33 protein-coding genes are annotated in these 26102 nt (G+C 61.8%); 5 read left to right on the top strand and 28 right to left on the bottom strand.

Annotated elements, in window-relative coordinates:
- Positions 1-312: 312 nt before the first annotated feature.
- The 7 genes from ACE3SN_RS09195 to ACE3SN_RS09165 form a co-directional block, all read right to left on the bottom strand.
- Positions 313-615 (bottom strand): hypothetical protein, encoded by a 303-nt coding sequence (locus ACE3SN_RS09195; RefSeq protein WP_022675490.1) that lies wholly within the window; start codon positions 613-615, stop codon positions 313-315.
- 11 nt (positions 616-626) lie between these two features.
- Complete coding sequence (locus ACE3SN_RS09190; RefSeq protein ID WP_148291650.1) at positions 627-1559, bottom strand: helix-turn-helix transcriptional regulator; 933 nt, start codon at positions 1557-1559, stop codon at positions 627-629.
- 220 nt (positions 1560-1779) lie between these two features.
- Complete coding sequence (locus tag ACE3SN_RS09185) at positions 1780-1989, bottom strand: hypothetical protein (RefSeq protein ID WP_022675492.1); 210 nt, start codon at positions 1987-1989, stop codon at positions 1780-1782.
- A 400-nt stretch (positions 1990-2389) separates the two neighbouring features.
- Positions 2390-5416 (bottom strand): MobF family relaxase, encoded by a 3027-nt coding sequence (mobF, locus tag ACE3SN_RS09180; RefSeq protein ID WP_022675493.1) that lies wholly within the window; start codon positions 5414-5416, stop codon positions 2390-2392.
- A gap of 1 nt (position 5417) precedes the next feature.
- Positions 5418-5702 carry a helix-turn-helix domain-containing protein gene (locus tag ACE3SN_RS09175; protein ID WP_022675494.1) on the bottom strand — a complete coding sequence of 95 codons (285 nt, stop codon included), beginning with the start codon at positions 5700-5702 and terminating at the stop codon, positions 5418-5420.
- Positions 5699-8095: a type IV secretion system DNA-binding domain-containing protein gene (locus tag ACE3SN_RS09170; protein WP_022675495.1), complete on the bottom strand. Its 2397-nt coding sequence runs from the start codon at positions 8093-8095 to the stop codon at positions 5699-5701. The genes ACE3SN_RS09175 and ACE3SN_RS09170 overlap by 4 nt, the downstream gene beginning before the upstream one ends.
- Positions 8088-8378, bottom strand: coding sequence for a hypothetical protein (locus ACE3SN_RS09165; RefSeq protein ID WP_022675496.1), 291 nt, complete (start codon positions 8376-8378; stop codon positions 8088-8090). The genes ACE3SN_RS09170 and ACE3SN_RS09165 overlap by 8 nt, the downstream gene beginning before the upstream one ends.
- A gap of 495 nt (positions 8379-8873) precedes the next feature.
- Here ACE3SN_RS09165 and ACE3SN_RS09160 point away from each other — a divergent pair, with 495 nt between their 5' ends.
- Complete coding sequence (locus ACE3SN_RS09160) at positions 8874-9140, top strand: hypothetical protein (RefSeq protein ID WP_022675497.1); 267 nt, start codon at positions 8874-8876, stop codon at positions 9138-9140.
- A 52-nt stretch (positions 9141-9192) separates the two neighbouring features.
- Here the strand turns inward: ACE3SN_RS09160 and ACE3SN_RS09155 are convergent, their stop codons facing one another.
- Positions 9193-9447, bottom strand: coding sequence for a hypothetical protein (locus ACE3SN_RS09155; RefSeq protein ID WP_022675498.1), 255 nt, complete (start codon positions 9445-9447; stop codon positions 9193-9195).
- Between the two features lie 37 nt (positions 9448-9484).
- On the opposite strand from ACE3SN_RS09155, the gene ACE3SN_RS09150 reads away from it, so the two are divergent.
- On the top strand, positions 9485-9658 hold the full coding sequence (locus ACE3SN_RS09150; RefSeq protein WP_022675499.1) for a hypothetical protein: 174 nt from the start codon (positions 9485-9487) through the stop codon (positions 9656-9658).
- Positions 9659-9890: 232 nt separating this feature from the next.
- On the opposite strand, the gene ACE3SN_RS09145 is transcribed toward ACE3SN_RS09150, so the two are convergent.
- From ACE3SN_RS09145 to ACE3SN_RS09135, 3 genes are all read right to left on the bottom strand, one after another.
- Positions 9891-10457 (bottom strand): hypothetical protein, encoded by a 567-nt coding sequence (locus tag ACE3SN_RS09145; protein WP_022675500.1) that lies wholly within the window; start codon positions 10455-10457, stop codon positions 9891-9893.
- A gap of 248 nt (positions 10458-10705) precedes the next feature.
- The gene (locus ACE3SN_RS09140) at positions 10706-11698 is read right to left on the bottom strand and encodes a DUF2493 domain-containing protein (RefSeq protein ID WP_022675501.1); all 993 of its coding nucleotides are present in this window, start codon (positions 11696-11698) and stop codon (positions 10706-10708) included.
- 339 nt (positions 11699-12037) lie between these two features.
- Positions 12038-12328: a hypothetical protein gene (locus tag ACE3SN_RS09135; RefSeq protein ID WP_022675502.1), complete on the bottom strand. Its 291-nt coding sequence runs from the start codon at positions 12326-12328 to the stop codon at positions 12038-12040.
- Positions 12329-12393: 65 nt separating this feature from the next.
- Between ACE3SN_RS09135 and ACE3SN_RS09130 the strand changes: the two genes are divergently transcribed.
- Together ACE3SN_RS09130 and ACE3SN_RS09125 are read left to right on the top strand one after the other, a co-directional pair.
- Positions 12394-13692 (top strand): DUF5623 domain-containing protein, encoded by a 1299-nt coding sequence (locus tag ACE3SN_RS09130; protein WP_022675503.1) that lies wholly within the window; start codon positions 12394-12396, stop codon positions 13690-13692.
- A 303-nt stretch (positions 13693-13995) separates the two neighbouring features.
- A complete protein-coding gene (locus tag ACE3SN_RS09125; RefSeq protein ID WP_022675504.1) occupies positions 13996-14232 on the top strand; it encodes a hypothetical protein in 237 nt (78 codons plus the stop codon).
- Between the two features lie 36 nt (positions 14233-14268).
- On the opposite strand, the gene ACE3SN_RS09120 is transcribed toward ACE3SN_RS09125, so the two are convergent.
- From ACE3SN_RS09120 to ACE3SN_RS09070, 11 genes are all read right to left on the bottom strand, one after another.
- A complete protein-coding gene (locus ACE3SN_RS09120; protein ID WP_022675505.1) occupies positions 14269-14604 on the bottom strand; it encodes a single-stranded DNA-binding protein in 336 nt (111 codons plus the stop codon).
- A gap of 468 nt (positions 14605-15072) precedes the next feature.
- Positions 15073-15477 (bottom strand): hypothetical protein, encoded by a 405-nt coding sequence (locus tag ACE3SN_RS09115; RefSeq protein WP_022675506.1) that lies wholly within the window; start codon positions 15475-15477, stop codon positions 15073-15075.
- A complete protein-coding gene (locus ACE3SN_RS09110; protein ID WP_022675507.1) occupies positions 15458-15760 on the bottom strand; it encodes a hypothetical protein in 303 nt (100 codons plus the stop codon). Before ACE3SN_RS09110 ends, ACE3SN_RS09115 begins: the two co-directional genes overlap by 20 nt.
- A gap of 75 nt (positions 15761-15835) precedes the next feature.
- Positions 15836-16207 (bottom strand): hypothetical protein, encoded by a 372-nt coding sequence (locus ACE3SN_RS09105; RefSeq protein ID WP_022675508.1) that lies wholly within the window; start codon positions 16205-16207, stop codon positions 15836-15838.
- Positions 16201-16716, bottom strand: coding sequence for a hypothetical protein (locus ACE3SN_RS09100; RefSeq protein ID WP_022675509.1), 516 nt, complete (start codon positions 16714-16716; stop codon positions 16201-16203). Before ACE3SN_RS09100 ends, ACE3SN_RS09105 begins: the two co-directional genes overlap by 7 nt.
- Before the next feature lie 184 nt (positions 16717-16900).
- Positions 16901-17455, bottom strand: a complete 555-nt coding sequence (locus ACE3SN_RS09095; RefSeq protein ID WP_202804674.1) for a DUF736 domain-containing protein — start codon at positions 17453-17455, stop codon at positions 16901-16903.
- A 149-nt stretch (positions 17456-17604) separates the two neighbouring features.
- Complete coding sequence (locus ACE3SN_RS09090) at positions 17605-17955, bottom strand: hypothetical protein (protein ID WP_022675511.1); 351 nt, start codon at positions 17953-17955, stop codon at positions 17605-17607.
- Between the two features lie 72 nt (positions 17956-18027).
- Positions 18028-18399, bottom strand: a complete 372-nt coding sequence (locus ACE3SN_RS09085) for a DUF3768 domain-containing protein (protein WP_022675512.1) — start codon at positions 18397-18399, stop codon at positions 18028-18030.
- A 59-nt stretch (positions 18400-18458) separates the two neighbouring features.
- Positions 18459-20132: a hypothetical protein gene (locus tag ACE3SN_RS09080; RefSeq protein ID WP_022675513.1), complete on the bottom strand. Its 1674-nt coding sequence runs from the start codon at positions 20130-20132 to the stop codon at positions 18459-18461.
- Between the two features lie 102 nt (positions 20133-20234).
- Complete coding sequence (locus ACE3SN_RS09075) at positions 20235-20870, bottom strand: hypothetical protein (RefSeq protein WP_371256221.1); 636 nt, start codon at positions 20868-20870, stop codon at positions 20235-20237.
- A 47-nt stretch (positions 20871-20917) separates the two neighbouring features.
- Positions 20918-22204: a hypothetical protein gene (locus ACE3SN_RS09070; protein ID WP_028657653.1), complete on the bottom strand. Its 1287-nt coding sequence runs from the start codon at positions 22202-22204 to the stop codon at positions 20918-20920.
- A gap of 65 nt (positions 22205-22269) precedes the next feature.
- On the opposite strand from ACE3SN_RS09070, the gene ACE3SN_RS09065 reads away from it, so the two are divergent.
- A complete protein-coding gene (locus ACE3SN_RS09065) occupies positions 22270-22767 on the top strand; it encodes a hypothetical protein (RefSeq protein ID WP_022675516.1) in 498 nt (165 codons plus the stop codon).
- 33 nt (positions 22768-22800) lie between these two features.
- Here the strand turns inward: ACE3SN_RS09065 and ACE3SN_RS09060 are convergent, their stop codons facing one another.
- From ACE3SN_RS09060 to ACE3SN_RS09035, 6 genes are all read right to left on the bottom strand, one after another.
- Entirely contained in the window at positions 22801-23295 is a 495-nt protein-coding gene (locus ACE3SN_RS09060) for an RES family NAD+ phosphorylase (protein WP_022675517.1), read from the bottom strand.
- A gap of 4 nt (positions 23296-23299) precedes the next feature.
- Positions 23300-23650: an antitoxin Xre/MbcA/ParS toxin-binding domain-containing protein gene (locus ACE3SN_RS09055; protein WP_022675518.1), complete on the bottom strand. Its 351-nt coding sequence runs from the start codon at positions 23648-23650 to the stop codon at positions 23300-23302.
- Positions 23651-23731: 81 nt separating this feature from the next.
- Positions 23732-23932, bottom strand: a complete 201-nt coding sequence (locus ACE3SN_RS09050) for a hypothetical protein (RefSeq protein ID WP_022675519.1) — start codon at positions 23930-23932, stop codon at positions 23732-23734.
- A 14-nt stretch (positions 23933-23946) separates the two neighbouring features.
- Positions 23947-24570 (bottom strand): hypothetical protein, encoded by a 624-nt coding sequence (locus tag ACE3SN_RS09045; RefSeq protein WP_022675520.1) that lies wholly within the window; start codon positions 24568-24570, stop codon positions 23947-23949.
- An 11-nt stretch (positions 24571-24581) separates the two neighbouring features.
- Positions 24582-25223: a hypothetical protein gene (locus ACE3SN_RS09040; protein ID WP_022675521.1), complete on the bottom strand. Its 642-nt coding sequence runs from the start codon at positions 25221-25223 to the stop codon at positions 24582-24584.
- Positions 25224-25630: 407 nt separating this feature from the next.
- Positions 25631-26102 (bottom strand): zincin-like metallopeptidase domain-containing protein (locus ACE3SN_RS09035; protein WP_374529401.1); only part of this gene is annotated, 472 nt, incomplete at its 5' end.

Below are 26102 nucleotides of genomic sequence, written 5' to 3'. Positions count from 1 at the left end.
GGGCGTCGTGGCGAACGAAGTGGACACGGTCGCTGATACTGTTGAAAGACCGCCGTGACTGCAAGCCTTTCCCCATCACACTGGACACAGTTTACATGGACAGTTGCGGTATCGCTATTAACATAATGTAAATTATCAAATCGAAGTCTCTATTTTTGGAATTACGGCCCTTTTCATTTTAAGCCAAACTTGGCCTTAGGCATAACGTTCAAGGGCGTCTCATCATGCTCTTCGACTTCTATGTGTAGTGCTGAGCTGCACCGAGACCTCACGAGCACACTTAAATCGCACGTGTCGGTCATTTCAAAGGAATCAATGCCGCCAGGCCACTGTGATCATCGAATTGTCCCCTGCCACGACGAGGTAGACGCTCCGGTAGCGCTCAAGGCCTGCGATTGCTGGTCCCATATAGCAGGCGTATTTTTTCCAGGTTGCTTTGGTGAAGCTGTATGATCTGCATTCGCCTCCGAGAAACCGCTCCTCGCCAAAGTCGATCAGCGCATCGATGATGAACTGCGGGACACAGCGCTCAGTCTGTCGTAGCTGGCCGTGCCGGGTCGACTGAGCCGCGCCGCGACCGGTGAGAGAGCCCGCGCCAAATGGATTCCTGTTCATGGCGCCCCTCCTTATTCGGTTGCATCGATAAGGAGATCACCGAGGAGCTCTGCAATCTTCTCATCGTGCAGAGCTTTTTGCTCACGCATCCAGCCCAATCTTGCCTCCGCGGCATCTGCACCGCGCAGGTTTTTCGGTAGCCGAGCTAGTTGGACAGCACCTGTCAAGATCGACCTCGCCAGTTCTATATCGCCCTGCGCGAGGACCAATGCCTCCCCATTTCCAACGTCGTAACTCGGGCTGCGCCATACTGGCCACACGTCGAGCGAAGGTGCGTCGTCGCCATCCTGCCGCACCTTCTCCATGCGCCGCTTCAGATGGTCCACGAAGGGGTTGTCGCATTCCTCGTCAAAATCCTGCGGCACGAAGGCATCCTCGATCATGGTACTCTCGAGGACATAGGAGGCGCGAAGATCCCGCTTGCGGATCGAGATCTCCTCCTGGGTCTCTACTTCTTCCGCCTCGCAGTCGTGCAAAAACCTGCCGCCCAAGTGCGAGAAATGGTGGCTCATTTCACCAACGGCGTCACGCCGGGCGCTGAGTTCCGCGAGCCGATTGCTGCGTTCGAGGAGGCTCTCGCGCGCGACAAGGTCGAACAGCAGCGGCGCCAGTTCGAGGATCGTTTCGCGGGTCTCATTGTAGCGCATGGCGACAAGCTCCAGGGCATTCTGCGCTGCGCTCGAGATGCTGAGGTCGAGGGGCGCACGATCATTGAGCAGGCTGCGCGCCTGATCACGCTCGGGAGGTGTGAAAAGGTCTACAGGCTGGCACTTCAGAGTGCTTGCCAGTCTTTTGGCCGTCTCGGTTCGGGTGGCGCCTGCTTTCCCGTTTTCAATTCGGGTGATGGTAGCGCGGCCGACGTGGGCCGCATCGGCCAATGCTTCGGCGGTCAGTCCAGCTTCCTTACGCAGGAAGATCAATTTATCCGGGTTGATGGTGCTCATAACGTCCTCCTGCCTCAATAATGAGCCATTCCGACGCCATAACAACAATCATCTATGCCTCATTTTTGCGGAAAGCAGGGTTACCGCCCCCGAGTCAGCCTGCAGATGGATCACGCAATGAGCCAAAAGATTGGCTTCTTGATCTATTGGGTGATCATATCTCTTCCGCGATTGATCCAATGGCTCATCAGGCGTCAGTCGGTCACATCACGCCAAACTTTCACCGCCAGAAGCCGTCCCGCCTCTGCCCGTACCGGTTGTCATAGTCTTCGCGCTGGTCGTAGGCGCTCTTGCGAATACCCACCTCGACCCGCTGACCGCCGGCATTGCGGATGTGGAGATCGCGCAGATCAATCTTGTTGCGCAGCGCCCAGTCTTTCGCCTCGCGCTCGCTGCCGAAGGTTCCGGCATCTTCGTAATCGAATGCCATTTCATGCTCTCCTTGATGTGGTGATTGACAGTCTGGAAGATTGGATGCGCAGGATCATGCCGATTGCCTCTGGGGCTTGGTCGATCGGGTAGTGGCTGATTGGCGAGCACTGACCCGTGAAGGGTGCAGCTGCGCTGTTTTCCGGAAGACTGTTGCGCACGCAGCCGAAAGCGATCCGGCAACCACTGAGGCCAGGATGGCCAAACCGAGCGCAACCCATTCCGGTCCGGGGAAAGGGCCAGGCTGGACCCCAACCGGCTCAGCGACGCCGGGAGCACCAACCCCTGTTGCCTTGGTGAACCCTTCCGTTACCGGATGCGAAACGAGAGAAATTGGCTCACTTGCAGAACCTGATTCCGCACCGGACATCGCTGGATCTCGTCGTAGCATGACTCTTCTCCTATCGGCTGCGTTCGATGCTGCGTTCGGGCAGGTCGATCTGAGGTACTGACCGCAGGCTGTCCCTTGCCACATTGGGAAGCGGCGCGAGGCTGTCGCCACCGGCGCGCAGGTGTTCGGGGATCTTCGGGCTGAATTCAGCGGACGTGCGCTTCCCCTTGCCCTCATCGACCTGCTTCTCGCCAAGGGTCTCAAGCGCGCTGGTCTTGTCGCCGGGGTTGCGCTCGATCTGACTGAGCAGACGGTCCTTGTCGTTGGTGACGATCGTGATGTCGTCACGCACGCGGGTCATCATCACAAGTGCAAGGCGCTGGTTGGAAAGGTTGCGAGCGGCCGAGTGCATCTCGCCGATCGCCATGTCGCGGGTATCGCCCTGCGCCTGATGCATGTTCAGCGCATAGGCGAGACCCATGCGCTCGAGCATCCGGTCGTTCTGCTTGAGCTCGATGGTGTCGCCTTGGCGGTTCTCGACCATCACGACCCCGTCCTTGATCATCAGAATCCGGGCCTCTTCGGACTTCATCAGGCCGCGAGCGGTGTCCTTTTCGTTCCAGCGGACCTTGTCACCTTCGTAGATCGTCTCCCGGTGCTTCTCTGAAAGTCGCAGGGCATCGCGCTTGTCAGCCGGGTCGATGCTGGAAGGGTCGAAGCGCTTCAGCTTGCCCTGTGCATCGCGTAGCACCACCCTCCCCCGACCATCGGTGCCTTCAACGTCATAGCGCCCGCACGCCAGCCCCCCCGGAGCGTTGGCACGCATGACCTCGAGAACCTGGCCCTTGTCGTAGGTGCTCGCATAGCGCAGCTCTTCGCGTGTCGCGTGGGCCGGTAGCAGTGTCGTCAGCTGCATGCCCTCGCCCTTCAGCGCGCCTTCGGCTTTCAGCCCCTCCTGCACCATCCGGTTGAGCGCGCCGCGTGCATCGCGCCCTGCAGAGTATATCGCGGTGCGCGCCCGATCTTCCGGCGACAGCGCCAGCCAGGTTTGCGCCGTGACCCGAAGATGATCATGCCCCGCCTCGATCACGCGCTCGCCAAGCGAGGCAAAGCTCTCCCTGAACTGGCCAGCCCTCGCAAGGCCAGCGGCTTCCTGCATGTGGGGGGTCCGCTGGCGCAGGCTGGTATCGAGCCGGGCCATGGCCGGATTGTTGGCCTGGATGAGCGCAAACGCTTTGCCCGCCTCGATCGAGAGCAGCTGCGCCTTGTCGCCCACCATGATGACTTTCTCGGCGCCAAGCCGGTTGGCGATGGTGAGAAGGTCATTCATCGGCTTGTTGGCAACGAGCGAGGCTTCATCAAGGATGAGAACCTTGCCTGCGACCGCGTTGCGCGATGCCTCGAACTGCGGCCCTGACCCATGGAGTGCGCCGCGCAAGTGCTGATTGATGAAGGATGAGACCGTCTGCGCTGCGATCCCCGCTTGCAGCACTTCGCCGCCGCGGCCGCGAAGCTGGGTATCGTTCCGGAGGTCGCTTACCATCTTGTTGGCAAAGGCAAGGCCGATCACCTCCCTGCCCTCCTGATGGGAGACGCTGGCGATGGCGGAAATGAGAGTCGTCTTGCCGGCGCCCGCGACCCCCTGGATCACCACCGTGCGGTCGTCACTCCCGAGCGCCAAGGTGCCCGCGGCGATCTGCTCGGCTTTGAGTGGCTTGTCGCCGGCAGCCTCTCGCAGGCGTGCCGGGGCCTCGCCCATCGCAATCATGCCTAGACTGGCCCCCTTCCCTCGCGCCACGTTGTCGAGTGTCGAGCGCTCGATCATCCGGTGTTCGGGCGTGGTATACCGATCAGGTACGCCATCGATCCGGGTGCTTTTGCCTGCGAGCACCTGGCCACTCTCAACGAGCTGCTGCATTCGGGCTTCGACACCTTCGGCGGTCACGCCCTTGAGACCAAGGTCGAGCGCGCTTTTCACGAGCTCGGCTCGCGTCCACGAGGTTTCCCGCTCGCCAATCATGCGGATGGCCGAAGCGGTTGCCATCTCAGTGCGCAGCTGTGTTGGGGTCAGCAGGGTCCGCGCCAGGCCATTAGTCGTGAGTTCGTCAGCCGGACGCGTATAGATTCGGGCATTCGCGCGAATGTCGTTGATCGCCTCGCGCACGCGCTCGGCGGTGCCAAGCTTGGCTTCGGCCGACAGCTGCGAGCGCGACATAGCCTGTTCGGCAAGGGCCTTGGCGTCGAAACCAAGACCTTCCGCGCGCCGCGCCCATTCTGCCTTGAGCGCCTGCTTGTCGTCGGGATTGAGCTTGGGATCGCGGGTCCGCTTGGTGATCTCGCGCATCGCTTCGGTTTCGGTCGGACTGCGACCCAACCTCTCCGCAGTTGCCAGAATGTCCTGACGCCTCTGGCTGAAGGCATCGATGACATCGCGCGGCACACCCTTGATCTCGAACTGGCCGTGCTTGCCGGTAATCTCTGTCTGGTATCCCAGCTTCTCGAGGTTGCTGCGCAGGGCCGCGTTATAGATTGAGCCTAGGACCGAATTGTTCTTCCAGATTTCGCCGTTCCAGAGCGCCTTCCACTTGCCCGCCTTGTCCTGCGTCATCGCGGCTATCACGGCATGGGTGTGGTTCTGCGGGTCGAGTTTGCGGCTCGTATCGTGCTGGAAGAGCGCGTAGACGAGGTTGCCGGTCCTGACCGGTTCGCCATTGCCATTCCGGGAATAGTCCCGCGCTTCTGCGAAGTGCTTTTCCAGATAGGCCATGACAGATTTGACCGCACTGGCTTGCGCCTCCAGAACGCGCTTGTCGCCCCCCAACTGGATCATCAGACTAGCCGACTTCGGCATCGAGAAAGTCAGGTCGATCCCGGCGCGGCGGTTGGCATTGGTATTGACGATGCTCCCGTCGGGAAGCTTGCCGTCGAGCAGCTTCTCGAAGTCGTCCTTCGAGACCTGCCCCTTGAGCCCGAGAGCCTCGGCACCCTTCCCGCCCCACTCGCTGAGCTCAGCCGGGCCATCGCCAACATAGTAGTCATCCTTGGCGAAATAGTTGGCTGCGCCTCCTGCCGATCCCACTGATGCGACCGAGAGCATGTCAGGCCCCTTCCCGAGGCGTTGACTGGAACATCGGACGAGCGGCATCGCCCAGCAGAAGCCAGGCTGGATCGACAGTGAATTTGATGCAGACAAGCGCGACGAGAGTGGCTGGCGGATCCCTGTGACCGCCTTCATAATTCTTGACCGTCTTCACCGCGATTCCAAGGTCCGAGGCGAACTCGCCCTGCGTCTTGGAAAGCGCCGTTCGCAGCGTGCGAAGTCGCAGGCCGAAGGCAACGCAGAATGCCGGTGCCGGCTTCCGGAAAGTGGCGTGAACCGTCATCGTTCCGGCTCCTGATCGTCATCAATCGAAGGCTCTGCGCGGCGCTTGTCCTCGGCGCCGAAGCCATGAATGTTTTCACGCTGGACCTCGCTCTCCTGGCCCGCGTCCCGCGCATCCTTGTCGCGCTGCTGATCGGTGCGATTCTGCGCCCGAGCGGAACGCTCCTCGACATCCTTCAAAGCGAATTGCTGCTTCTCGCGTCTGTCCTTCTCGCCAGACTTGCTGAACTTGAAGGCGCTGTGGGGGTCGTGATCGCGCGTCGGTGGCCCAGCGCTCTCTTCCTCCTTGCGCTGTTCGCGCAAAACTCGTTCAGCCTCTTCGACGGTTCGTTCGACCGATCGCTCGATCTCCTCGCGCAGCCTTTCCGCTTCCTGCTCGGCATCGGTGCGCTCCGCATCGACGGGCTTTTCAGACCGCTGCGGCTGCCTGTCCGGACCGCTCTCCTCACCTGCCCTCATCAGCATCTCTGCGGCTTCCTCGGGCGTTGGAACATAGTCTGCCGCGCGCATATCCGTGACACGCACGAAGCCGGGCGCGCGCGCCTTGTAGTCTTTCCAACTGAGCTCGATCCGGGCTGCCGGAAATCCGTCCGGGAACTTCACAAAGCCGTGCATCGACGGAAGGTTGGAAATGTCGTCCGGGAAGACGAGTTCGGCCACCTGGGTGCGCGGGGTGATCGTCGAAGCGTCCCGGTTGCTGTTGTACCCGTAGGAATAGGCCTCATCCATCTGCCTGACCTCGCGCCGGCCAATAAATTCCGAGCAGCGCTGGGCAGTGGCCGGATCGGCCAGTTTAAGGATCAGCTTGGTGCCAGCGAGAGACGTGAGATGCGTCGCGCCATTCTCCCCGTAAGTGTCCTGCAAGGCACCGAAGGAATGCATTCCCAGAATAAAGGCGCCGCCGACCCCTCTGGCGGTCTGAAGCCCATTCTCGATGGCGGGCAGACGATGGAGCGCATGGACTTCGTCAATGAGAAACCACGTGCGCAGATTGCGGGTCCGACCCATACGAAACAGGGCGTTGACGGCAATGTCCATCCACAAGGTCAGCAGCGGCCGATTGAGCACAAGGTCTGGGTGGGTCGAGGTGATGAAAAGGATCGATCCTTCCTTCACATCCTCGGTCATCCACTTGTTGATGGAGAAGCCGGGTCTGCCCTTCGGTGGCTCGGGCAGGAAGCGGAACACGTTGGCGTTCGCATTGAAGGTTGCCCGGATGGCTTCAGCCATCTTTGCGGCTGATGGCGACATCAACGGCGCCGCGATCGTTCCTTCGAGATAGCGGCTGATTGTCTTGAGGTCGGCGTGCATCAGGAAGTAGGCAAGCCCGCCGTTCGAGCGGATGCCGAGCTTGATCATCTTCATGCACATCTCGACAAAGATTGTGCGAGCCGATTTCTGCCAGAAATCATCGTCCGCATTGCGTCCGCTTGGCACCAGCGCGCTGGCCGCACTCATGAACTCGGCATAGTTTTCGCAATCGTTGAAGATCGACCATGGCTGGCAACGCTGATCCATCGGATTGAGAATGAAGTCTGTGGTCTCGTCGTAGAAGCTCTCGACGAAGGTCCCGGTGAGGTCGAAGATGACACAGCGGTGGCCCCGCGCCCGCGCCTGTGTGACGATTTTCTTGAGCTCGGTTGTCTTGCCTGCGCCAGTGGTGCCGATGAACATCGCGTGGCTCTGCTCGAGGCGCCAAGGGAACGGGACACCAGCCAGCCTGTAGGGTTGGTGAAGTCCGCGGCGAGTGCGGCTCTTGAGGCTCTCCTTAAGAACTGCATCGGGATCCTCTGCCGGAACCCGGGCAAGGCATTCCTTCTGGTGCTCGTTCCAGTTGTACTGCTTGATCGCCGCAATGAGCACATCACGCTCGACCTTGACCGCACCGCGCTCATGGCGCTCGGTGAGAATCTCTGACCCGCGGCGTCGCGAGTAGTCAAAGAACCAGATCGTCAGCGGCACGCAAATGAAGACCGATCCCAGCATGGCTGAGACGGTCACCTGAATGGCCTTTCCCCATGCCGCCATCACGGCGGGATGAAAGGGCACCATATGCATCCGGCCCTGCACCATATCGCCCGACGGGAGGGTCAGGTTGACGGACTTCATGGGGTTCAGTCCGACCCAGTTCCAGAACTCCGCAAGGACCCGCATCAGAACAAGGTTCACCTCATGGTCCTTGAAGGTGATCGCAACGAGCAGGGACAGCAGACAGAGCGTTGTCCCGGCCCATGTGTAAAGAGGGATACGCACCCCTGCCCAGGTCATCAGAATCTGATGGTGAAACAGCTGCGAACCGCGAGTGAAATTGCCGGCATTTCGCTTCACTTTTCCGCGCGCGGAGTCGTGAGTTAGCGTGACGGCTTTCTTGCTGAAACGGATGTCCTCACGCATGGTATTCACGCACGTTGCGCAGAGCCATATCGATGAGCTCGTTGACGTCCTCGGGGTATTGCCGTTCAACCAGAAGCGACAGCGCGAGCTGAGTATGCTCGAGGATCGTCAGAGCGCGTTCGGCATTGAGCGCGATGCCAAGGTTGAGGAGGGGGAGGCCAACGGCAATCGAAGCCCGGATCGCTTCAGCCCGCGAAACACCCTTGCTGGTGGCAAATGCATCCAGCTCACGCAGCACCTCCTCGGACAGACCGATGCCGATGCCTTTGAAGACTTTACCCATGCAAACCTCACAAGGTTATGCATGGCTTGGATACCGCAGCAGTTCTTATACCGTAGCCGAAACGCCATGAAAAGCGCTTTGCGATCCGAAACATATTGCGGCGCTATATGTCTGATTTCACGACCTTTAGACTTTGCCCGTCGGTGCCCGAAACATGTTTCACCGCTCCCCAGGGTTGCTAATTTCCGCCTAAACTCCTGCAATTACACGAGAGTCGTTCCGAAACGCCTTACGGTCAAACCGTGTTCGGTGTGCTTTCTGAGGGACTTGGCGGCTATGTGCTGAGATCAAAGGTTTGGGGGGAGTCGCATGTCGGAGGTGGCATTCCGGAAGGAAGCCAGGCCAAAGGCCAGCGTCACCCGATAGCGGAGACTGCACTGCATCGACGACGATCGGCAGTGCCCGTCTCGAAGCCTCAGTTGCGGGGTGTCATCACGATTGTCCACGAGGGCGCAGAAGCATCAGACAAAAAAACGTCTCGATTTGACCCCACAGATGACTATCATCTGCCAGTCAAACGAGACGCGAGGAATAGGCCTTATGGTGTCAAAGGTTGAACGCGAGCGCGCTGCTTTGGAAGCCGCTGAAAAGGAGCTGGCAGAGCGGAAGAAGAAGCTCGCGGAACTCGAACAGGAAGAGGCGGAAAAGCAGCTGGCCAGGCTGGTGCGAAAGGTGGGGCAGGATCGTGCAATCCAGCTCCTCGAGCTCGCCGTGAAAGTGAAGCCCAAAGCAGCGGTTGATGCTCTGGCAAAGCTGGCGTGAGACGGGCGTAAGAACAGGGGCGTTTGGGTGCGGATTGCCGCACCCGTGAGGCTCAGTATTCGTCGTCCATCTTCCCGGCTGCGGTGTAGACGATGTCGTCGATCAGATGCAGCGGAAGCTCACCATAGTCCCCTTCCTCGATCAGCAGATATGAGCCGTCTCCGACCCGGACCACGTGCACATCGAAGAAGGTGTGATAGGAGCGCCGTTCTGCCTGCATGATCTTCTCATCGAGTGCGATGATGTCGGTATCGATCTGACGGATCGTGGCGGTGTCAGCTTCATAGGCTTCTGCGGTGTAGCACATCGTTGCCTCCTGTCATTGGCGGCTCGTCCGCCATGCCATGAAGCAGCGCTCCGGATGTGCTCGGGTCACCGGAGCGAAGCGGAGGCTTGACCGCAAACTGGTCGAGTGGTGCGGAAGTCCGCTTGCGGACATCCCGGTCGGCCTGTTTGTGGTTGACCCGGGCATGTCCGGAGTGCTCATGGCGATGGTGGTGGACGGGCCATTGGCATGAGGCTGAAGTCGGATTTACACCGCGCCTTGGGAGCGTTGCCACCCTCGCGCAGAGCGCTAGTCCCATGGCATGAGAAAAGGGCACCACGGCTTGAGGCCGGGCACCCTTTCCCCTTGCCGAACGAACGGGAGGCTGTTCGTCGATCGACCTGAAACTGGTTAGCGCTGTGTATTCAGAGACGGGAGCAAGATTGCCATTCAGCGGATGAGCAGTGCTTCACCTGAGAACGCGCTCAGGACGCCCATTCCATTGTTGGAAACTGTTCGCCGCAATCGGTGTATGCAAGGACCGACAGGCTTTCGAAGACGGTCTCGATCTGGGCAATTCGAAAGGCCTCAGCGGTATGCTGATCGCTAAGCAGGGCACGTAGCGCATCCAGCGGGATTTCCCCCTCTGAACCATCGCCCTGCCCCAGTGCCCGCACGACCTTGGCGGCAAGTTCTGATGGCAGCAGGATGTCGCGCGCAAGGGCGATATACTCGGAGACCATGATGGTGATCGGGGAGGGTCCGCCGGGGCAGTGGACACGCAGCGTTCGCCCAAGAAACTGCGCCTCCTCGACAATCGCAATTACCTCGGCTCGCCAGTCAAAGCAGGCGGCAAAGCTTGCGAGGGAAAGAGAGTTCGCGTTGACTTCGAAGTTGAGCGGTGCAGCCGAGAATTCGTGGCTCTCGGTTTCGATGTCGGCATGGCCCGCGTGCAGCCGCCGCATCAAACTTGCGAGCTCGAGCGCGGAGATTTCCGCAGGTTCAGAATGGAGCCGAGTTGTCTTGTCCTTGACCCTGAAAGTGACGAGCATCTTTGCCTCCTGCTGCTGCTCGCCATCTTGCTTTCCCCCTCCTCTTTAGGGGTGAGGACCGGATACTGAGCGGGGCCATTCCCACCGATCTCGGGCCGCCCCTTTGCATGTTCCAATCAGCGCTTAGCATCAGGCACCAGCGGGCTTCCTCCATGACGGGCAAGGGGGGTTCGATGCCCCCTGAGCCCGTGCTCGCACGAAAGAAGAATGGAAGGCCCCGGTCAGAGCCGGAGCCTTCCATAAAGCGCTCATGCGAGGCTGCGTGAGCCTGGCTTGCGCTGATCACTGATGCGCCGGATGTGAAGCGGCACTCCCGCCTGGCGGAGGCGCTGTGCCAAGTTGGACTGGATGCCGGAACCTTCACCGATAATCGCCTCGACCGGCCCCAGCTTCACGATGTCCTCATTGCGCAAGAACGGGGCACGGTTGCCGTGGCGACGATCGGGCATGAAGAGGATGGTTTGCACTCCGTTCCGCTGTGCCCAGGCATTTGCCATGGCATCGACACCCTTGCGCATTCCGGTCGTCCCCAGAACCATCGTTGGGATGCGGGCCTTGATGTCATCGAGGATCTCCCAGATCATCTCGAAGTCATGCCAGTCCTGCTGGCCGCCAGAGACGATCACTAGCGGACCATCGGGCTGGAACTGTGCCCGCCGATCTCTCGCCCGAGCGGCAAGGTAATCCTGTGCCTGGACCTGCGAGGCGGTCACACCATTCTTGCTGACCTGCGACCCGCGCGTGGCTGTGAATACCCGGCCTGTTTCGACCCGGTAGACGTCGGCAGCATGGTCCCGCATTGCCTCGAGGGCTTCTCGGCATCCTTGCAGGGTCTGGCAGAGCGCTTGTGTCTCCTCGAGTTCCACGGCGTAGATCTCCGAAGGATCAAAGTGACGAGCGAGCTCACCCAGCTTCTTGGCGGCATCATCTTCGCGCCCCTCGGCCAGACGGGCGGTCATGTGAAACGAGTTGACCATCCCCCAGGCAAGTTGCTGCGCGAACTCCTCCATGCGCGTGTCTTTGAGGACATCGAAGATCGTTCCGATAGCCATCTCCACGGCGCGGCGCGCCATGTCGGGATCGGGCATTTCAGCTGCGATCGGTTCATCGATGATGCTCAGCTTGGCAAGATCGCTGTGCTCGACAAAGGCACCGTCGTAGGATTCGACGATACCGTCACGGCTGTCGGCGAGTTCGATGCGCGCATTGGCGAGATCAGCGAAGCTGTTGAATTTCTGCATGGGTAGCCTCCGATTGTTGAAATCGTCCCCACATCGGGAACGGCCGACAACCCATCGGTTCGGAGGCGTGCAGTCAGGGACGGCGAGCCATGCTCGCCGCCGCCATGGCGGGCGTGGGGGTGCCGATTTTCTGCGCACTTGCCGCAAGCGCAGCGCAGCAGGCACGTGTGTGGAAAATTGGGGGAACCGCGATCCTTGACGAGCGCCGGAGACCGATATGTTTCGGCAGGTGTTCCCGTGTGTGGAAGAGACGTTCCCGCCCCCGAGCAAGAGACGAAGGCAGGACCGGTCAGGCGCCTCGGCGCCACGCCGGGCCGCCCCTTCGGCCCTGCGCAGGGGTTACAGCGGGAACACCGCCATTCCATTGTGCGCGGATGCAGTGGCAAAGCCGATCGGCCTGAGCAGCCAGCGCTGCTTGATTGCGCTAACCGGCTGCGCGCTTCGTATGAGATGATCCCGAGAGGGATGCAGTTTCGCCGGACTTTTCAACTTGAAGTCGGCCCAGCGACTGTTGTCACGATTCGCCTGTTCGTCTAAAAGATAGCGCGCTCCCGGCAGGAGCATGACGCCCGTCTCCAAGCCAAGCTGTTGATCAGCACTGCCGCGATATCTCACGATCCCTTGCAACATGTTGTTCGGGCTTGAGTGCTGGTGGTTGACGGGCGACGCTACATTTCAAGCCGCGGAGAACAATCATGTCGATTGCTAACGTGCGGCCGTCCAGTCTGGCCAATATCAAACGCCTCGCGAACCAGCGCAAAAAGCGAGATGGCATTCCCTACCGACAGGCCCTCAACTCAGCCGCGCAAAGCGCAGGTTTTGAGAACTACGAGCACGCGCGCATTAGGATGTGCGACAAGTCGTTCCAAGTATTCCTGACCGGTTACTGGGAAGACCAGGAGACGTTCGAGCGGGGTCGGGAATCTCTGCCCGTCAACCTATCGCGGCCGCTCTTGGAACTGGTTTCGAAAGCCGAGCTCAAGCTTGTCGGCGGTCTCGCATCCATGCGCGTGGCTGCATCCGACCATCTCGTGAAAGACATGGTCGGGCCAACACGCGAGTATGTTCGCGACAGCTTGTGCAAGGCAGCGCGAGCTCTGCGGTTCATGGAAATGACCGGTCTACGTCCTTGCGACTACCTCGAAGCTAGCCGCGCCATGGCTGATCTCGATGAGGAATTGCCCGGCAACGACCATTCCAGCTATTGGAAGCTGCCGACCAGCGGACAGTTCATACTCATCGATGAGCCCTATTCGGGGCCGATGGTGAGCGATGAACGGGCAGCGTGGGCAAAGCGAAATGATTGGGATCTCGTCGCTGCAGACTGGCCTGGTCTGTACTTTCCGTATCGCTGCACCCTCTTCGTCGCTTCCAAGCGTACTGAGGACTTCGATTTCCATGCCTTGGTGAGGACCATCAACGCACTGCCCGCTCCAGAAACACCAGAGCACTGGGCCGGGTCATCGATGCCCAATCACGACGTCTTTATCTCGCCGCAAGCGGCAACGCCGCAGGACAAGCGCCGTGCAAAGGCAAAGGGCACCATCGTTGCGCGTCCCTCCCGGCAAACGCGCCCCTATCACCGCGACATGATCGGATACGATCGCAAGCCGAATGGCAGCATGACGCTGGTTCAGCATCAGCTAGCAGGACGTTTGCTGCGTGCGATCTTGCAATCGAACAGCAAGCCCGGAGCGGTGAACTGGCGCGTCGACAAGCTCATGCGCGTACTCGTCGATTGGCTCTACGCCGACGTGCCGCATCAACAACTCAACGCCCTGGATGACCCCATCGACCTCTATTATGGCGACATGTCTCCAGACGATCCGCTGTTCAGCCGTGCCAATTCGCGTAGCGGTGTGGAAAGCCTCCTGATCGAGCTGAAGGGGCTCCTCGAAGGCGCCTATCCGCAATGCGCTCCTCTGCGGAAGCTAACCGGAAGAATCGACACTGCCTTGAAAATCACGCGATCGGGCGTAGGACGAAAAGCCTGAGAGCGCCGCCGCCAGACAGGGTTGGGTCCGCGCGTGCCGAGACGGCGGCATTTGCCGCCGACAAGCGCGCCGCGACCCAACCCGTCAGCGATCGTCACCCGTCTGGGCCGAGACCCTGAAAGGGACTCGGTGGAGCCGGACCGTCGTTGGCTGCCGGACGAAGTCCCGGCGCCAAGGGCGGTTGGCGGAGTAGAGCGCGATCCCGGCCGAAGGCCAGGGGGACGGCAAGCACCTGCTCGTATTTTTCCTGCCCGCCCCCTGTCTTCCTTGACTCCCAATGTTCTTATATTGTTCTAACCAACCATGAGCAGCAAACGTCTGGATACCGTGGCCGATCTGGTTCGCCATGGCCTCAACGCGCAGGTAGAATGTCTCGGCTGCTACCGCGTTGTGATCGTTCCGGCAGCCAAACTACGAGATCAATGCTTTGCCAAATCCATCCCGATGAAGCTGGAAATCGTCGCGCGGCACTTGCGCTGCAACTGCGGTCACCGCGGGACGAAGCTGGACGCCACCGGTGTCCAGCTGTCGCCCCCCTGAAAGGGCTCGGGCGACGCCTGCGCGCCGCCCTGCCGGTCAGATAAACTCGACGTTCTCGGCGATGATCTCGCAGCCATAGCGGTCGTTGCCTTCGGCGTCCTGCCAGCGCGAGTAGTGGATGCGGCCCGTCACGGCGAGCTGGTCACCCTTGGCCTTGTGCTGGCGCAGCGGGAGACCGAGGCCGTTGAAGACGGTGATCTTGTGGAATTCGGCATCCTTGACCGGGTAGCCGGTTTCCGGATCCTTCTGGACCTTGCCGTCGCGGATCACCGGACGTTCAGTCACGAGGATCAGTTCGGTGATGCGGGTGTCGCTGCGGTCGCGGGCAACGGGATCCTTGGCGAGACGGCCGACGAGGTTGACGATGTTCATTGCAAGAGCCTCCTTGGTACCGACGGCTCGTCCGCCGGTGCCCTTGTCGAGCCTCGGCGGGAGAGCTGGGACACCGCGCGCTTCCGCGCGCGGGGAACCTCGGAAATCGAGGTGGTGCGGGCAGCCCGGCTTGCCGGGCAACACGGCTCGCATTTCTGCAGGTTGGCCCTAAGCTCGACCAAAGAGGCATGGGCACTGGTCGGCGGACGTGCTGTTGGCACAGGAGCTTATCGCACGCCTGGACATCAACTTCGCCGCGTACCGGCTTGTTATTGACGATGATGATCACGGGATAATTCGCCCGCCCTTGCCGATCCCGGTGAGCGAGAGGTCCCTCTGCGGCACTGATCCGGAATACCCGACCTCGGCCACCTCCGGCGCCAATCCACAACGCCGGCGTGACTGGCCTGACGTTGATGCACGATCAGACAAGGCTCCAAGGAGCAGGCTGCCTCGGCGTTCCGGAAATCAATCGCGATCGACGGCAGCGGCGCCCCAGGCTCCGATGGCATCGATGATCTTTGCTGTGAACCGCGGTGGGAGTCGTCCGGCAATGTACCCGGGCTGCTTCATCAGGGGTCTGATGTCGAACCCGGGCCAGGTGAACCGGTTGAATTCCGAAACGACAATCGCGCTACCCGGAACGAGCCCGGCTGTGCGTGCGATCTCATCGGGGATGGGGATGGCGTTCTTGCGCCCCTCGCCCTTGGTCGTGATCGCGGCGACCAGATAGCGCGAGCCGTCCACACCCACAACGACGACGAAGCGTTCCTTGACGCCTTCGTCGCGGCCTCGTCTCTGCTCTTCCTCGAAGAGATAGACGTAACGGAGGATATGGCCTGCGGCGGGTCGGTCAGTCTTCCCAGCGGTCATTGGCAAGTTCACTGGCCGAAGGCCGTGCATTGGCAAAAGCCTTGCGGTCGGCTCCGGTCATGTCGGACGAAGCGACAGCTTCGATATTCATGTGGCCGGCGATCACACCGCGTGCCGCCTGTTCAAGATGGCGGAAATACTCGCTATCTGCGATTACATGCCGCTCGCGGCCATGGCTGGTCAGGACGACCGGCTGCTTGGTTGCCAGATCGAGGAACTCGCCGGTGTTGTTGTGAAACCGGGTTAGGGGAACCCTGGGGTGCTCATTCGCCGCCGCTGGCATGGTGGTATCTCCTCTTGGCCTTAAAATAGCAATTATTGCCAAAATAGCAAGATTTCTGTGGCGCCACTCGCCGCGCTAGTCGTCCCCATCTCTCGCCAGCGGCTCAGACAGCCACGGGACGAGGCCCGCATCAATCGCAATGCCCAGTGTCCTTGCGAGGCGGCAGGCTCGAGCGATTGACCCGTCTGGAACATCGAGCGCCCTTTCAATGTGCCCAAGGGTTTCGCCAGCGCCAGGCGCACAGACCGCGTGAAGCTTGCCCGGCTGTGCCGTGATGGCAAAAGGCCAAGTCATCGCGACACCGACAACCCGTTCATCGAGAACAAGCAGGGTGTCACCGGCTGCGATGCTCTCGTCGGTCTGCACGGCGTCGTAGGCATTGCCCGTCGAGGCGAACGCATGGATCCGCCAGACGCTGAAGGCGAAGCGCTCGCTGTCGGTCAGCATGGCAGGCTCGCTTCGGAAAAGGCGCGCTGCGCCGCCTCCGGAAAGGCTGCGGTGAGGTTCCGGTGAAGCGGTCCGGAGGACGCTGGGAAGAATGCGCCGGTGCTGCTCGGCCGTGTGATCCGCAGCGCGCTTGCGACGGCATCCACGACGAAACCCGCAAGCTGATTGCTCGCTGTCAGTTTGCCGAATTCAGGCGGTGCAAACCCGGCCTGATGCCAGAAGGCGAAGCCGGTCTCGAGGGTCTCGAGATAGCTGGCCTGGCTCCCATCGTCCTGTTCGTCGTCGACGCTTGCCTCGACCGTCCGGTAGGTCCCGAAATCATGGGCGTTAGCCTTGATCCGCAGGGTGATCCCGGCGGGCGGAGGCCCGGCGACTGCGATCAGCGCAGCCCTGAAGAGCGTGACTTCCGCGGTATTCACGAGGTCGAAGTTCGGGGTGTGGCCAATCTGCGCGCAGTCTTCGTTCCACGGAGCCCCGCCAAGGTCGAGAGTCCAGCTTGTCTGTGCCATTCAAGCCTCCTTTGCTTGAACGGCACCTCCCCCTTCTCTTTCGCAGGCAGAGCTTCCGCTGCAGGCCGGCTCGGCTTGCAAGCACCGGGCAAAAGAAAAGGCCCGCCCGCGACGAATGCGCGGACGGGCCTTCCCGATGTGACCGGCGCGGGTCGCGGCACCGGTCACGGGGGGCTTGTCCCGGTCAGGCGTCGACGCTCACGCGCGTCTTGCCCTTGGGTGCCGGAGCGGTGCTTTCGCCCAGACCGTCGCCGGTGGCAGCAGCGCTGTCAACGCTGCGGTCGCTGGCCGGTTCGTCGCCGGTGGCAGTCAGTGGCGGCAAGGCGCCTTCACTCTCGCTGCCGAAGCCGTCGAGCGAGGCCTTGGGCTTCGAACGCCGCCAGGCGACGTTGTAGCTGCCGTCGTTCTGCTGGAACATGGCGACCGGGATCGGCGCCGAGAGGCTGGGATCGTCGATCTGGCCCGAGAGGAAGCATTCGCCGGTCTCGTTCGACGAGTATTCCCAGAGCGCGCCGATCTTGACCCAGCTGCGGCGGTCCGCCGAGAGCGCCATGAGGTCGAACTTGGGTGCCCGCTCGTTGGTGGATTCGAAGGCCCGCAGGGCGACGGTCGCGCTGAAGGTGAGGGTGGTGATGCGGCCGATGTGAACGCCTTCTGCGTTGGCCTTGAGGGTGCCGATGTTCATGTCGAAGTTCTCCTGATGCCGTCCGAACCCCTTGTCCGGAACACCTTCTCCCATCCCCCCTCTCCTCCGGGCCCCTGGCCCGGCCCGTGCGCCAGCCACCGCAGGCGCGCGTCATCCTGTCCAGCCCGGAGGGCTGAGGAGTCTCGATAGTTGGATTGGAGCTGAACCAGCCCTGCTCCGAGCCAAGCGCGGTCTGTACCGACCTAAGCTTCGGGCTCGGACCCGTCCTTGATCTGGTTGAGGCGCGCCATGAACGCCTTGGCTTCCAGCTGATTGGGGCCATCGCGCGTGGCGAGGCAGGCCATCCTGTCGATCTCGAGCTGTGCGGCAAGACTTGCCTCGATATGGCAATAGGGCTCGAGCGCGCGGATTGCGTCAACCGCGCGGGGCAGCTCGCCGAAAGCGGTTCCGACCCATACGAGGTCGATTTCCTCCCCGTCTTCGTCAGGGAGGCTCAGAACCTGCGCGAAATAGGTCTGAAGCGGTCGGTCCCATCCGACATAGGCACTGGCAGCTGCAATCCCATCACGAAGCGGTACTTTGTGCCTGCTCATGCGCTCGTTACCTCCCCACCATTTACCTGGCCTATGCCCCGCGACGCAGTGACGTGTCCGCCCCTGAACTGATCAGTAGTCCGCTGGCCGCATCAGCGTGATGACGCGCCGTGTCATCGCTGGATTGGCCGGATCGTCTGACCCGAATGCCGGTTCGGTGTCGTAATAATCAACTTTCATCAGCACCTTGATGCCATCGACATCCATGCTTGCAAAGTCTCGCTCGGGCGAATCCGGGGCGAAGGTGCAATGGCGCAGAGCGGCCATCAACCGAGCCTGGGCCATCATGTTGTCCGCCACGGTGTTGCCGCCGAGTTCTGCAAGCAGCCCGGAGGTCATGACGATGCGGGCCGTTCGGTCACGGCCCTGGCGCGCGGCATCATTGAGCAGCGCGATGCGCTCGGTACGCTGCCGCGCGCAAGTGAGGTCGGATGTGTCATGCATTGGAGGTATCCTCCTGATCCAAGAGATGACGAGCGGACAACCGGACGGCCTCGCGGGACTCAGCCCGCAGGCTGAAAAGCGGAAAGCTGAACATTGATCGCGGTCCCGGCAGCGACGGTAATGGCAACCTGCCGGTCCTTGGGAATGACCCAGAGGATGCCGGCAAGCGTGTCGCGGATACGCGCCGCAATGGCCTCGTCCTCGCCGAGCAGCACCCGGGCCGCGAGCTCGCGCGCATCGCGCAAGAAGTGCTCGTGCTGGGTGTCCCAGGAGTCGGCCTCGCTGTCGTCGCTCGCGCAGAAACAGACGTTCTCGATCAGATCGACCAGCGTTTCAGGAGTCAGCGCCGGACCCGGAACATAGGCAATGCGGATCTGGTCGATGCCGCTGTACCAGCCATCCTCGCCGACGACGAAGGCTACATCTGCCGGGATCCGTTCCTCGCGCTGCGTTTCGCTGGCGCGGTGGAAGACGCAGAACCTCAGCTCGATCGTCTCGGCACGAACATGGTCATCGAGCGGGGGGAAGCTGCCGTTTTCGGCGATGACGTGATCGCGCTCTCCGGCTGCAACATAGAAGCGCACGTTGCCGAGCTGATGCAGCGCGTCATACCAACCATAGCCAGCGTATGCGGGATGGTTCTCGACGAGGTGCGGGCGCAAGGGGTGGTCGCGCAGCGCGCGCTCCAGTCCCTGGGCAATATCGGGCTCAAGATCCGCGACAAGGATCGTGTCTCCACCTGCTGCGATTTCCTCATACTCGACATTGACGTTGTCGCTCTCCGCAATGGCAGCATGCCAGCGGGGCAGGCAGGGGTCGGCCTCCGGCAGGGCAACCCCAAGATCGCACGCTTCCTTCCAGTTCTCGAAGGAAAGCCGGTGCTGGCCTCTGTGCGCCAGCGCGGCATAGATCGTGCGCCTGCAGGCCGCCTGCAGCGCCGCAAACGCGGGATTCTCGACGAATTCCTTGCGCGCTGGGAGCACAAGGGCAAGGCCCGGGGTGGCCCCGATATCGAGCCGGGCATGGTATGTTTTGCCGCCAAGGCTCTCCGAGACGCTGGCAAGCTTGCGGGTGAGCACCATCCCATAGAAGTTCGCGGTGGGGTCCTGGTGGTATTCGCGCCCTTCGAACACGCCGATCTGGCTGCCGTTCCACTCGGCGATGTAGATTGCTTTGGCGAGAAAGTCCTCGCGTGGCATTTCCGTGCCATTGAAGAACACCGGCAGCGGGTAGAACTTCGCGACCTCGCGCAGAATCCGCTCGGTGGTCTGCTCGCTCACGCCGGGCATCAGGAAGCTGATTGTCGTCCCGACGGGGCGAGCAAGGGGCTGCACGGCAATGTCCTGCGCACCGGTCCAGCCATCCGCTGGGACATGGACCGACCATCCGATGTCGGCATCGGTATGACGCGAGCTGATCCGGGTTTCCTTGCCCGCCAGGCTGAAGACACCCATGCCTGCCGGGTCTTCGGCCTCATGGATGTGCTGGCTCCAGCCCGAATCCCCCAGCGCAATCATGGTCTGCGGATGGGCGACTCCGGTTCCATCATCGACAAGGGTCAGGCGCGCTGAGTCCTGATCCGCGCAGCAGGCGATATCGATCCGGGAAGCGCCCGCGCGGCGACTGTTCTGGAGGAGCTCGCCGAGGATATCGCCGATGGTGCCATTGAAGAGGCGCGTGACTTTGGTGATCGTCTTCGGGCTGACGCTGGGTCGAATAACTGTCGGGTGCATGACAAGGGGTCCTTCATCGCACTGTTTCGCCCTTCCCCTCCCCCTTCCCTTCAGAACAGCGGATTGATGCCTGGCCGGAGCCCGGCTGCCTTGGCCTGCTCTTCAGCCAACGCGCTTGGGTCGCAGGGCTTCAGGAATCGGGATGATGTCGTGCGCCGTATCACGCAGCGCTGTAACCTCGCCGCGCGCGGCGTAGAGGTCCTTGGCGATGAGCGCGCAAACCTCGGCCTCGCCATAGGTTGGGCGGCCAAGGTGATCGACGCGCTCGACTTGCCGGGCAATCACGCCGACTTTGCCTTCCGGCACCCACTCGGCCCAATCGCCCCAGGCGCTGGTCACGCAGAATTCGCCGATCGCGGCCATATAGGCCTTGCGCGTCCGCAGGATCGCAGAGGAATTCTCCTCTATGGCCTCGCCGGTGAAGGCGCTGAAGCGGTCCGGGTGCCAACATCGGGTAGTATCGCGGGCAAGCTGCAGGAAGCCCACAGAGCAGGAGCCCTGTCCTTCAAGCTCGCTGGTGAAGGCGAGGATCGGAAGCCCCCAATCGCGATCTTCTTCGTAAGCCCCGCTTTCGATTTGCAGCTCCGCTGGCATGGCGGCCTGTCTCTGATCGGACAGAATGATACCGCCGTGGCTGGCGGTCATAACTGACCATATGCCGGGGGCCAGCTGATCGGCCTGCTGGACGGCGCCCCAGATGGAAGTGGAGGGACGCGGTGATGGGGCAAAACATGGCATGAGCGGACTCTCCTGTTGCAGGTTCGCTCAGACCCTCCCCCTCTTCTTCAGCTCAGGATCCCGAGAGCGGTCCGGGCAACGATCTCGGGCGTGACGTCTCCAAGAGCGAGGGCCGCCACCGGTCCAAGCTGCGAAAGACGAGTCCGCTCGATTGCCCTGAGGGCGAGATAATCCTCGTCGGACGACTGGAGGATTTGCAGCGCAAAGCGGCACTCCTGCCCGGTGTTGTCGTCGAGAAGGGCGATCAGGAAATCCGGCCTTACGGAGACGTCCGCAAATGGCAGATCGAAGAGGATCTTCTTCACCGCCATCCGGATGTCCCGGCGTCGCAGGATATACTGCGCGTCTTGGAGCGCCCGCAGAACGTCTCGGTCGTGGTCTCGCTCTGTCGGCACGAACTGGTTGCCGCTCAAGACAGGCTGAGCGTAGGCGCGCAGCGCGACATAGCCCTCCTTCCTGCTGTGCTCGCCGACGACGGCGAGCACAAGGAACGGCGGGTCAACTTCGGCGCGGATGATCCCGGTGTGCTGGATGCGGTTTCGGACCGAGATCGTGCCGAGACCGGTGACGATCTCGGTGGAAGTGACCGCATTGGCCTCGAGCAGAAGAAACGCCTGGGGCGCGAATTCATGAGGCCATCTCTCGGTCGCAGCGCGCAGCCGGGCGTGAACCCGCCGCTTTTCGTAATCGATGGCGTTCGTGTAGAGATGGGCCGAGAGCGGAACCCCGGGCGCAATCTCGAGACCTTGCGCAGCCCGGCGCAGGAAACGCATCTCCTGGCTGATCGAGCCCTCCCGTGGCCCTGCTGGCGGAAGCTCGCGCAGCACGTTGGAACCCGCCCGCTCGAGCAGCAGCCACAGCAGTTTGCCGAGGCGCGGGATTGCAACACCACGCGACCGGTCGTCTGGCTCACTGTGGTCCGGTTTCTGGGCGAGTTTTTCCGGCGCCTTCTGGTGCGCGTTGAACAGGCCATCTGGAACATCGAGCGCGTAGAGCGAATCCCTTGCTGTCTCGCGGATGCGCGGCGGTGCCTGGGGCAGGAAAAATGGACACGCCGGCGCATGCATCGGCCTCGAAGTCAGCCGCCGCAGGTAATAGGTTTCCTGAAAGCTCAGGTAGGCCGGGCTCAGCAGCGGCGGCGCGGTGACCTCGCCCAGACAATCGCAGGCGAGCCATTTGTGATTCTCGCGCGCTGTCACGACGAGGGAGACGCAGGCCCGGTGATCGGCCTCGTTGCCATGGCCCGTGTACCAGCGGACCAAGGCTGCCCGCAGACCGTCGCCAATGGCGACGCGCCCGGTGCTACCTGTGGTGTCCTTGGCCACCAACCACATGGTCTGACGCTCTTGACCGCCCCTTTTGTTCACTCTATGTTCGTCACATAGAGGAATTCTGTCTTATGAACAAGGTATTCGATCTCGGCCAATTCGACCTCGATCTGACGCTGCGCGATGCATCGCTTGACCCACTGGTGACGCCTACGCGGCGCTCGCTCGCCAATGCCTCTATCGGGATAGAAGCGTTCGATGCCTATTATTCGGCGCGCGAACTCTACGAAGCGCTGCAGGGGGTTTTCGAGGGCACACCCGGTGCCAAGAACAAGCTGACGCAGGTGCTTTCGTGCCAGTGCGATGACTATCAGCGGTGTCTCTACTACACGCTGGCGGGGCGCGGCATCGTCCAGATGCTGGACGATCTCGAATGGCTGCTCGATGTCCTGCGCCCTCGCTGCGAAATGTCGGGGAAGCTCCTTCGCTCCGGCGAGCGGCCTGCACCGCAGGTCAATCCTTATGTCGCAAGTGAGCCCGACGGACCCGTTCCAGCACGCTCGGCCGACTTCGTCGAGGGACCCTCGTGGTATCTCGATCCGTCGCTTGGCGGCCGGATCGAGGACTAGGCAGGCATCAGCTTGCCGACCTCACCGGCAGAATCAGGGATTGCGCAGGCCAAGCCGATCGTCGTCATCTACGAGCGTGATGCGCCCTTCCCAGTGCCACAGGACAAGGTTGAGAGCGTCGACGGGAGCGCCGCGGGCGTAGCTCGGCACGACAATGCCGACATAGCCTTGCGCAATTGCAGCCTCGGCGAGATCCTGCGTCGGCACGGGCTTTCCTGAGAGCATCCGGTCCCGCCAGGATGCGTCGCCGAGCTCCGCTGGCGCCATGCCGAACGGTTGGAGCGCGGCCGCGTCGCGGCCATCCAGCAAGGGCCCGATGTCGGCCTGATAGGCAACCAAGGTGGTCGGCTGCAACGTGCCGACCTGATTGGCCTCGCGCAGCGCTGTCTCGGGCGCGAGTGACGTATAGAGCGCCGGGCGTCCCATACGATTGAACCGTCCGCCAAACCGGGCTGCCCCTTCCCCCGACAGTGGTTCGCGGGACCAGACCGGATTGTGGGCGCGATAGAGCAGCCCGGTGAAGTGCATGAGGCTAGGCGTGAATGCCGGCGTCGACGGCGTCGATATAGGTCAGAACGTCATCGGCCCGGTTGTTCTGCACAAGCTGCATTGCGGTCTGGCCCGAAAAGCCCGGCAGGGGCTCAGAGCGGTACCAGGCATAGGCCAGCAAGGCTGAACCGAACCGCGGTTCGACCTTGTTGAGCACTTCGACCATCTGCCGAAGGCGGCGCTGGGTACGATCGGAGGCGATCCGGTCCTTGCGCTGGATCGCGTCCTTGCCGAGACCCAGCGAGCGCGCCAGTTCGTCGCTGGTGGTGCGCAGCGCATCGACGATTTTGCGCGGAGCAAACGCGCCATTGTCCGCATAGTTCTGAATCGCCATTGCAATGCTCCAAGAATTTTGACGTGATATAGCGTCATTCTGTGCGGCTTTCAAGCTGCCACAGGGCTGGCGCCGAGTTCGTCACAGGACGACAACTTGCAGTTCGATCGCACCAAGTGGGTTTTCTCCCGTTGGCATGACGCAGAAGGGCTGGAGCGTGCTGCCGGTTCTGACCACAGCGTGGCTCTTGCCCGTTTTCGCGCTCATCCGGATGGCGACGCGCTCGGCATTGGCCCGCCCGCAAAGGACGCGGCGGCGCGGATCGAGGCTGGCAGAAGTCATGGAAGAGGCCCTCGCTACTGGGCTATCGGAAAGAAGGTCTTGATCCTTCGGGCGGGACGAATGATCTCGAAGCGCCGCTCCATCAGCCGGGAGATGCGGTAGGCCCCGAGCCCGTCGGGCGTCCGCAGCTCGATCTTGTTCCCGCGCTTGCTGACGCGGAATTCGCGGTGTTCGCTGCCGTCGGTAAAGCGCAGCGGTTCGGGAAGCCGCAGGATGTCGCCGTCAGCGACCTTGCGCTCCTTGAGACGCAGCATGGCGTAACACCGGTTCCGCCAGTCCAGGGCGTAAGGGTGCGAGGATGAGGTGAGCAGTTCCAGAATGCTTCGCGGGCAATTCGCCTCGACGGGGCCGGATTGCTCATCCATGTCCTTGTACCCGAAGATCAGGCCATCGGCCGCCTTCGGGTTCCAGCGGACCAGGCAGATCACCGCCGTCACGTAGAGCCTCTCGCGATCTTCACCGTAGCGCTCGACGGCTGCATAGTAGGTGCTGCCGGTGAAAACGCTCTTGAGGACCCGGCACCCCCGGAACGGAGCATCTTCGCAGGCCTCCCGTTCGTAGGTCAGCTGATCGTCGAGATAGGCTTTGGGCGTTTCATGCCCTCCCATCCCTGCGCGGTGCATGTAGAGCCAGCCCATGTGCGTGTCCTTCAGATGAGCCCCGGCTGAGCCGGAGGTGCGATTTGCAGTTCGCGGGCGATCCGCGCTGTGAGTGCCGGAATGTCGGCAAGCGCGGTGATCGGAGCCTTGCGCATGACCGCGCCGGGGGGCTTCCAGAACGGGTTCCGCCAGGCGAGACCCGGTTCGCCGAACCGCTCGGGGCTGATGCGGATGTAGACACCGTCTGCTTCGAGCACATGCTCACCGGCGAGGGCCTCCTGCGAGGTGTAGTAGCTGATGCGGTAGGCGGAATGATCGAGCCCGATCCCGGCTGCGATCTGGCGCAGCGCGCGCGTACCCTCGCGCCGGTAGTGTCGCAGTTCTTCAGGACGATAGTCGATCCCGCGCTTGACCAGCGCAATGATCGCAGGTCGGTGCTTGAGCTCGCCGAGGCGCTCGATGCACTGTGCCCGCAAGATCTGGTCGTCGGCCTCGCAGGTTGTCGGCCTTCCGTCGGCAATGCGCTGAAGGTGGCGAGTGAGGAGCAGAACCGCGGGACAGGTGGCGACCTGCCGGCCTGCGAGGCGCACATCATCGACGGCCTCGTTCAATGCTCGCAGCGCGGTCTCGAACGTCGTCAGCCCATCGGGCTCGAGCGCGCGACGGTAACGATAATCGATGTCGCAGGACATGAGGCTTCCTTTCCATTGCAAGTGCAATGGCCTCCTCCCCCTCCCCTCAATGCAGACTGCGGTGATGTTTCCCTGAGCTTCTCAGGGACAGTGGCTCATAGATCATCGGCCGTAAGAGCGCCCCGGGAGCGACCTGTTCGAGGATTCTCGCAATCGCCGAGACCGCAGCGCCAGCCTCGGTTGTCTGGATAACCAGGGAGCCGCCCTGCCCCGGATCGGACACCAGTGACCAACCGGGTTCTCCTTTGCCGAGGAGGCTCTCCAGGACCGCATGACGGTTCCGCCCGGGGAACAGCACCCCAACATGGTCGCCGAGCGCTGCGCCAATGTCCGCAGAACCTCCGCTCGCAAGGTCGCTGGCATAGCGGCTCAGCTGCGCAAGCCGCACCGCGTCGTCTGCGGTTGGCTCAAGCGTAAGCCGGAACTGGCGCCTCTTCATGGGCTTCCTCCGCAGGTTCACTCTCATAGCCCGAATAGGCTGCAAGCAGGTTGAAAGCCTGATCGGCCTTGGCGGCAGCCGTGATGATCGCGGTCTTGTCGGATTTCAGGATATCGAGCCAATGGGCGATGTAGCTGGCGTGGCTTTCATGGAGGTCTGCGGGGAGGCCCAGCTCATAGCAGATCCGGGCACTGACCTGCTCCGCGACCAGTTCCTCGAAGGCGTAGGCCTTGTCGCCGAACCGCTTGCCGAATGTGCGCGCGAGCCGCGAGGGGTGCCCGCTCCAGTGCGTCTTATGCCGATATCGGCATAATGGCCATAATGCCGCGATCCGGATTATGCCGCATGGTGCTGAAACGTGGCGGCTTTCCTTGTGAAAATCCCAATCGAGTTCGGCATAATCCTTGGCGCTCCAACAAGATGGAGCACCATGATCATGA

This window comes from Novosphingobium sp. (genome assembly GCF_041915465.1).
Taxonomy (GTDB): domain Bacteria; phylum Pseudomonadota; class Alphaproteobacteria; order Sphingomonadales; family Sphingomonadaceae; genus Novosphingobium.
The sequence above is the reverse complement of the archived record's forward strand: the minus strand, read 5'-3'. Positions and strand labels throughout refer to the sequence as shown.

Coding starts and splice junctions, on each gene's coding strand:
- ACE3SN_RS09055 (WP_022675518.1), bottom strand. CDS start 23,650: ATGGCGATTCAGAACTATGCGGACAATGGCGCGTTTGCTCCGCGCAAA.
- ACE3SN_RS09170 (WP_022675495.1), bottom strand. CDS start 8,095: ATGCGTGAGGACATCCGTTTCAGCAAGAAAGCCGTCACGCTAACTCAC.
- ACE3SN_RS09050 (WP_022675519.1), bottom strand. CDS start 23,932: ATGACTTCTGCCAGCCTCGATCCGCGCCGCCGCGTCCTTTGCGGGCGG.
- ACE3SN_RS09060 (WP_022675517.1), bottom strand. CDS start 23,295: ATGCACTTCACCGGGCTGCTCTATCGCGCCCACAATCCGGTCTGGTCC.
- ACE3SN_RS09165 (WP_022675496.1), bottom strand. CDS start 8,378: ATGGGTAAAGTCTTCAAAGGCATCGGCATCGGTCTGTCCGAGGAGGTG.
- ACE3SN_RS09110 (WP_022675507.1), bottom strand. CDS start 15,760: ATGCCAGCGGCGGCGAATGAGCACCCCAGGGTTCCCCTAACCCGGTTT.
- ACE3SN_RS09100 (WP_022675509.1), bottom strand. CDS start 16,716: ATGGCACAGACAAGCTGGACTCTCGACCTTGGCGGGGCTCCGTGGAAC.
- ACE3SN_RS09115 (WP_022675506.1), bottom strand. CDS start 15,477: ATGACCGCTGGGAAGACTGACCGACCCGCCGCAGGCCATATCCTCCGT.
- ACE3SN_RS09040 (WP_022675521.1), bottom strand. CDS start 25,223: ATGTCCTGCGACATCGATTATCGTTACCGTCGCGCGCTCGAGCCCGAT.
- ACE3SN_RS09090 (WP_022675511.1), bottom strand. CDS start 17,955: ATGAGCAGGCACAAAGTACCGCTTCGTGATGGGATTGCAGCTGCCAGT.
- ACE3SN_RS09105 (WP_022675508.1), bottom strand. CDS start 16,207: ATGCTGACCGACAGCGAGCGCTTCGCCTTCAGCGTCTGGCGGATCCAT.
- ACE3SN_RS09125 (WP_022675504.1), top strand. CDS start 13,996: ATGAGCAGCAAACGTCTGGATACCGTGGCCGATCTGGTTCGCCATGGC.
- ACE3SN_RS09130 (WP_022675503.1), top strand. CDS start 12,394: ATGTCGATTGCTAACGTGCGGCCGTCCAGTCTGGCCAATATCAAACGC.
- ACE3SN_RS09190 (WP_148291650.1), bottom strand. CDS start 1,559: ATGAGCACCATCAACCCGGATAAATTGATCTTCCTGCGTAAGGAAGCT.
- ACE3SN_RS09150 (WP_022675499.1), top strand. CDS start 9,485: ATGAAGCAGCGCTCCGGATGTGCTCGGGTCACCGGAGCGAAGCGGAGG.
- ACE3SN_RS09135 (WP_022675502.1), bottom strand. CDS start 12,328: ATGTTGCAAGGGATCGTGAGATATCGCGGCAGTGCTGATCAACAGCTT.
- ACE3SN_RS09120 (WP_022675505.1), bottom strand. CDS start 14,604: ATGAACATCGTCAACCTCGTCGGCCGTCTCGCCAAGGATCCCGTTGCC.
- ACE3SN_RS09140 (WP_022675501.1), bottom strand. CDS start 11,698: ATGCAGAAATTCAACAGCTTCGCTGATCTCGCCAATGCGCGCATCGAA.
- ACE3SN_RS09160 (WP_022675497.1), top strand. CDS start 8,874: ATGACTATCATCTGCCAGTCAAACGAGACGCGAGGAATAGGCCTTATG.
- ACE3SN_RS09175 (WP_022675494.1), bottom strand. CDS start 5,702: ATGACGGTTCACGCCACTTTCCGGAAGCCGGCACCGGCATTCTGCGTT.
- ACE3SN_RS09075 (WP_371256221.1), bottom strand. CDS start 20,870: ATGCCATGTTTTGCCCCATCACCGCGTCCCTCCACTTCCATCTGGGGC.
- mobF (WP_022675493.1), bottom strand. CDS start 5,416: ATGCTCTCGGTCGCATCAGTGGGATCGGCAGGAGGCGCAGCCAACTAT.
- ACE3SN_RS09065 (WP_022675516.1), top strand. CDS start 22,270: ATGAACAAGGTATTCGATCTCGGCCAATTCGACCTCGATCTGACGCTG.
- ACE3SN_RS09070 (WP_028657653.1), bottom strand. CDS start 22,204: ATGTGGTTGGTGGCCAAGGACACCACAGGTAGCACCGGGCGCGTCGCC.
- ACE3SN_RS09085 (WP_022675512.1), bottom strand. CDS start 18,399: ATGCATGACACATCCGACCTCACTTGCGCGCGGCAGCGTACCGAGCGC.
- ACE3SN_RS09195 (WP_022675490.1), bottom strand. CDS start 615: ATGAACAGGAATCCATTTGGCGCGGGCTCTCTCACCGGTCGCGGCGCG.
- ACE3SN_RS09145 (WP_022675500.1), bottom strand. CDS start 10,457: ATGCTCGTCACTTTCAGGGTCAAGGACAAGACAACTCGGCTCCATTCT.
- ACE3SN_RS09185 (WP_022675492.1), bottom strand. CDS start 1,989: ATGGCATTCGATTACGAAGATGCCGGAACCTTCGGCAGCGAGCGCGAG.
- ACE3SN_RS09095 (WP_202804674.1), bottom strand. CDS start 17,455: ATGGGAGAAGGTGTTCCGGACAAGGGGTTCGGACGGCATCAGGAGAAC.
- ACE3SN_RS09080 (WP_022675513.1), bottom strand. CDS start 20,132: ATGCACCCGACAGTTATTCGACCCAGCGTCAGCCCGAAGACGATCACC.
- ACE3SN_RS09155 (WP_022675498.1), bottom strand. CDS start 9,447: ATGTGCTACACCGCAGAAGCCTATGAAGCTGACACCGCCACGATCCGT.
- ACE3SN_RS09045 (WP_022675520.1), bottom strand. CDS start 24,570: ATGGGCTGGCTCTACATGCACCGCGCAGGGATGGGAGGGCATGAAACG.